5 protein-coding genes are annotated in these 5,654 nt (G+C 69.1%); all 5 read left to right on the top strand.

Translation table 11 applies throughout. The features are described 5' to 3' along the window. The coding region (locus AC1DZ6_RS17520; protein WP_477098422.1) for a putative PEP-binding protein at positions 1-397 on the top strand (397 nt) is incomplete at its 5' end. 3 nt (positions 398-400) lie between these two features. Further along, positions 401-2,149, top strand: a complete 1,749-nt coding sequence (gene nagE / locus AC1DZ6_RS17515) for an N-acetylglucosamine-specific PTS transporter subunit IIBC (protein ID WP_477098421.1) — start codon at positions 401-403, stop codon at positions 2,147-2,149. Positions 2,150-2,189: 40 nt separating this feature from the next. Further along, entirely contained in the window at positions 2,190-3,785 is a 1,596-nt protein-coding gene (locus AC1DZ6_RS17510) for a tryptophan halogenase family protein (RefSeq protein ID WP_477098420.1), read from the top strand. Further along, the gene (locus AC1DZ6_RS17505; RefSeq protein ID WP_477098419.1) at positions 3,782-4,495 is read left to right on the top strand and encodes a DUF6445 family protein; all 714 of its coding nucleotides are present in this window, start codon (positions 3,782-3,784) and stop codon (positions 4,493-4,495) included. Before AC1DZ6_RS17510 ends, AC1DZ6_RS17505 begins: the two co-directional genes overlap by 4 nt. A 379-nt stretch (positions 4,496-4,874) precedes the next feature. After that, a partial coding sequence (locus tag AC1DZ6_RS17500) for an alpha/beta fold hydrolase (RefSeq protein WP_477098423.1) occupies positions 4,875-5,654 on the top strand: 780 nt, incomplete at its 3' end.

Here is a 5,654-nt window from a genome sequence, read left to right as displayed (position 1 = left end):
GGCACAGGCCGCCGACCAGGAAGAGACCCGCCGAGGCCGAGAAGGCGACGGCCGGCGAGATGGCGCACAGCAGGCCGCCCGCATCGACGCTCTGCATCCGGCGGTGCTGCGGCTGATCGACCAGACCTGCAGGGGCGCGGCGAAGCATCATCGCTGGGTCGGCGTCTGCGGCGGCCTGGCCTCCGACCTCGTCGCCGTGCCGGTGCTGGTCGGGCTGGGCGTCACCGAGCTGTCGGCCACGGCCGCGACCGTGCCGGAGGTCAAGGCCCTGGTCCGGACCCTGAACGTGCCCGCCTGCCAGGCCCTGGCCCGCCAGGCGCTGGACCTCACCTCGCCCGAGGCCGTTCGAGATCTCTGCAAAGCCTTTGCGGCCCAAACCCTGAAAGCGGGAGCCTAGACGATGAAGTCCCCGCTCGAATTCCTCCAGCCCCTGGGCCGCGCCCTGATGCTGCCCATCGCCGTCCTGCCGGTGGCCGGGCTGCTGCTGCGGCTGGGCCAGCCGGACCTGCTGAACATCGCCTTCGTGGCCGCGGCTGGCGACGCGATCTTCTCCAACCTGGGCCTGCTGTTCGCCATCGGTGTCGCCGTGGGCTTCGCCAAGGAGAACAACGGCGCGGCCGGTTTGGCGGGTGTCGTCTGCTTCCTGATCGCCACCGAGGGCGCCAAGGCCCTGCTCCATGTTCCGCCCGACGTCACGGCGGGCCTGATCAAGGCCCACGCCGACCTTGCCTCAGCCGCCTACAAGGCCAAGGCCCTGGCCAAGCTCAGCGTGCCGGTCGGCATCGCCTCGGGCCTGATCGGCGGCATTTTCTACAACCGCTTCTCGACATTCAAACTGCCGGAATACCTGGCCTTCTTCAGCGGCCGGCGCTTCGTGCCGATCGTCAGCGGCGTGGCCGGCCTGCTGATCGCGGTGCTGATCGGCTTCGGCTATGACGGCATCAACGGCCTGGTCGACGGGGCCAGCCGGGCCATCGTCGGCTCGGGCGAGCTGGGCCTGCTGGTCTACGGGTTCCTGAACCGGATCCTGATCGTCACCGGCCTGCACCACATCCTCAACAACATCGCCTGGTTCGTGATCGGCGACTATCACGGCGCGACCGGCGACCTGCGGCGGTTCTTCGCCGACGATCCGAACGCCGGGGGCTTCATGAGCGGGTTCTTCCCGGTGATGATGTTCGGCCTGCCCGCCGCGTGCCTGGCCATGTACCACACGGCCCGACCGGAGAAGAAAAAGGCGGTCGGCGGCATGCTGACCTCGCTGGCCCTGACCTCGTTCCTGACCGGCGTGACCGAACCGATCGAGTTCAGCTTCATGTTCCTGGCCCCGCTGCTCTACGTGGTGCACGCGGTGCTGACGGGCGTGGCCATGGCGGCGATGAACGCTCTGGACATCAAGCTGGGCTTCACCTTCTCGGCCGGCCTGTTCGACTACGTGCTGAACTTCGGCAAGGCGACCCATCCGCTGTGGCTGTTGCCGCTGGGGGCGCTGTACGCCGGGGTCTATTACGGCCTGTTCCGCTTCTTCATCGTCAAGTTCGACCTCAAGACCCCGGGCCGCGAAGCCGACGACCTGGTCACCGCCGAGGCGGCGACCACCGGCGGCGGGCGCGGAGCCGACTTCGTCGCCGCCCTGGGCGGGGCGGCCAACCTGGTGTCGGTCGACGCCTGCACCACGCGGCTGCGCCTGATCGTCGTCGACCAGAGCGCGGTCAGTGAGCCCGCCCTCAAGGCCCTCGGCGCGCGCGGCGTGGTCAAGCCGTCGGACAAGGCCCTGCAGGTCGTGCTCGGTCCGATCGCCGATGGCGTGGCCGGCGAGATCCGCGCGGCCATGGGCGCGCCGGCGCCGGCCAAGCCCGTCGCGCCCGCAAAGGCGGTTCCGGCGACGGCCTTGCCGACCGCTGTCGACGACGAACGGGCCGAGGCCCTGGTGTCGGCCTTGGGCGGCATGGCCAATGTCGAGACCGTGGGCGCCTGCTCCAGCCGTTTGCGCCTGGTGGTTCGAGACAACGGCCGGGTGGACGAGGCGGCGCTGAGCGCCCTGGATTCGCGCGGCGTCGTCCGGGTCGGCCAGCGCTCGGTGCATGTGGTGCTGGGTCCTGACGCCGAGCGGATCTGCGAGGCTGTGCGTTGCCTGCTGCCCGCCTGACCGGCGGTCATAAGAACGAGAAAAGCGTGAGGGGACGGGCGTGACGGAAAAGCCGATCAACGACATCCTGATCGTCGGCGGCGGCACGGCCGGCTGGATGACCGCCGCCTACCTGGCCCGGCGTCTGGGTTCGATGCGGCCGGACGGGGTGCGCATCACCCTGATCGAGTCCAGCGAGATCGGCATCATCGGGGTGGGCGAGGGCACCTTCCCGACGATCCAGAACACCATGCGCACGATCGGCGTCGACGAGGCGCGGTTCATGCGCGAGGCCGGGGCGGCCTTCAAGCAGGGCATCAAGTTCGTCGACTGGAAGACCGCGCCCAAGGACGGGGTCCACAGTCACTACTACCACCCGTTCGCCCAGCCCCGGCTGCTGAACGGCGGCCTGGACCTGGCGCCCTACTGGCTGATGGGCGGGGCGGGCGGCATCCCGTTCTCCGACGCCGTCACCCTGCAGGACAAGGTCTGCGACGCGATGCGCGGACCCAAGCGGCTGGACGATCCGCAGTACGGCGGGCCGATGGCCTACGCCTACCATTTCGACGCCGGCAAGCTGGCGGGCCTGCTGCGCGACGTCGGCAAGGCCACGGGCGTCAAGCACGTGCTGGGCAATGTGCTGGGCGTCAACAAGACCGAGGACGGCGCGATCGCCTCGGTGAAGACGCGCGAGCACGGCGACCTGACGGCCGACCTCTATATCGACTGCACCGGGTTCGCCGGGGCCCTGATCGGCGAGGCCATGGGCTCGGAATGGATCGACAAGGGCGACACCCTGTTCGTCGACCGCGCATTGGCCCTGCAGGTCCCCTACGACCGTCCCGACGCCCCAGTGGCCACGACCACCATCTCGACCGCCCACGAGGCCGGCTGGACCTGGGACATCGGCCTGCCCGAGCGCCGGGGCACGGGCTACGTCTACTCCAGTCGTCACACCACGGACGATCGCGCCGAGGAGATCCTGCGCGGTTATGTCGGCAAGGCGGGCGAGGGGCTCAACCCGCGCCTGCTGAAGCTGAAGGTCGGCCACCGCGAGCGGCACTGGATCAAGAACTGCGTCGCCGTCGGCCTCGCGGGCGGTTTCCTGGAGCCGCTGGAATCCACCGGCATCGTGCTGATCGAGGCCGCCGCCTACATGCTGGCCCGCAACCTGCCGCGCCAGGGCGGGATGGAGGCCGCCGCCCGCCAGTTCAACACGGCGATGAACGACCGCTACCTGCGGGCCATCGACTTCATCAAGCTGCACTACTGCCTGAGCCAGCGCACCGACAACAGCTTCTGGACCGACAACGCCGACCCGGCCTCGATCCCGGAAAGTCTCCAGGACCATCTGGCGATGTGGAAGCACCGGCCGCCCAACGTGTTCGACTTCCCGAACCTGCACGAGAGCTTCAAGTACTTCAATTACCAGTACATTCTCTACGGCATGGGCTACGAGGCCACCATCGATCCGGCCGCCCACTTGCATGGCGACCTTGCGCGGGCCGACTTCGCGCGGGTGCGCGAGGCGGGGCTGCGGGCCGCCGCCAGCCTGCCCGACCATCGCGCCCTGCTGACCGACGTCTACACGAAGGGCTTCACCTCCAAGGCCCCGGACATGGCCACGGCCGAGGCCGGCGAGGCGCCCCGGCGGTGAGCGCCTTCGGGCCCGGTTTGGATCCTCGCATCGAGCGGTTGCGCATCGGCCGCGAGGGCCATCCGGTGCTGATCCTCGACGGCTTGCTGACCGGCGCGGAAAGTCTGGTCGACTTCGCCGCCGATACGGCCGTCCTGGCCCCGGTCAAGGCGGCCGCCAACTTTTATCCCGGCGTTCGCGCCACCGCGCCTCCGGGCTATGTGCAGGCCTTGATCACCCCCCTGCGGCCGCACCTGGCGGAGGCGTTCGGCGTGGCGCCGGGCGGCAAGGCCCATGTCACCTGCGCCCTGTCGATGGCCGTCCTGCCGGCCGACCAGGCCAGCCTGGCCCAGCGCCTGCCGCACATCGACACCACGGCCCCGGCCCAGCTCGCGATCCTGCACTATCTGTGCGGTCCCGAGCACGGCGGCACCGCCTTCTACCGCCACCGCGCCACCGGCTTCGAGGCGATCGACCCCGAGCGCGGTCCGGCCTATCTGACCGCCCTGCGCCGGGAGATGGCGGAGGGCGTGGCCGACCGCGACGGCTACATCACCGCCTCCGACGCGACCTTCGAACAGACCGCCGTCGTGGCCTCGGCGTTCAACCGGATCGTGGTCTACGCCAGCAACCTGCTGCACGCCGGCATGCTGCCCGACCGCCCCGTCAGCGCCGATCCGCGTCTGGGCCGGCTGACCGCCAACACCTTTTTCCGTCCCCAGATCGTCTGACCTCGCCCTGAGATCGACTGGAAATCGCCTAGGCGCCAACGCTGTCATTCGCCACGAAGCTTCAAGTCACGACAGGCATGTCCAAGCCTGACCTCGGCGATCGGCCTAGCGTCCCGGCGGACTTCGGCGACACGCGCCGGATCGACAGAGAGGCGGCCGCATGACCACATCTTCCGGTGAACAGGGTTCGCGCGAGCAGGGTCTCGGCGAGCAGGACCTGGTTGAACAGGGCTTTGGCGGACGGGACGGGGCGTCGCGACGCAACGTCGTCGCCAGCGGCCTCACCCTGGCCCTGATGAGCGCGCTCCCGTCGCTGTCCCCGTCCACATCGTCCGCGGCGACGCCCAAGGCCTCGCCCAAATCCCCAGGAGACTCGACCATGAGCAGCGGCTTCGTCACCACCAAGGACGGCACGCAGATCTTCTACAAGGACTGGGGTCCCAAGACCGCGCAGCCGATCGTGTTCCACCACGGCTGGCCGCTGAGCGCCGACGACTGGGACAACCAGATGATGTTCTTCCTCGGCGAAGGCTTCCGGGTCATCGCCCATGACCGGCGCGGCCACGGCCGGTCCAGCCAGACCGACACCGGCAACGAGATGGACACCTACGCCGCCGACGTCATCACCCTGGCCGACCATCTGGACCTGAAGAACGCCGTCCATGTCGGTCACTCCACCGGCGGCGGCGAGGCCATCCACTACGCGGCCCGCGCCAAGCCCGGCCGCGTCGCCAAGGTGGTGCTGATCGGCGCGGTGCCGCCGATCATGGTCAAGTCCGACAAGAATCCGGGCGGCCTGCCGATCGAGGTGTTCGACGGCTTCCGCGCCGCCCAGAACGCCAACCGCGCCCAGTTCTTCCACGACGTCGCGGCCGGTCCGTTCTACGGCTACAACCGTCCGGGTGCGAAAATCTCGCCGGCCACCATCGAGAACTGGTGGCGCCAGGGCATGATGGGCGGGGCCAAGGCCCACTACGACTGCATCAAGGCCTTCTCGGAAACCGACTTCACCGAGGACCTCAAGTCGGTCGACGTGCCGGTGTTCCTGATGCACGGCGAAGACGACCAGATCGTGCCGATCGCCGACAGCGCCCTGCTGGGCATCAAGCTGCTGAAGAAGGGCAAGCTGAAGACCTATCCGGGGCTGCCGCACGGCATG

The sequence above is a fragment of the Caulobacter sp. P1_B12_2 genome (genome assembly GCF_056406675.1).
This window is presented reverse-complemented; position numbering and strand designations above follow the sequence as displayed.

Coding starts and splice junctions, on each gene's coding strand:
- nagE (WP_477098421.1), top strand. CDS start 401: ATGAAGTCCCCGCTCGAATTCCTCCAGCCCCTGGGCCGCGCCCTGATG.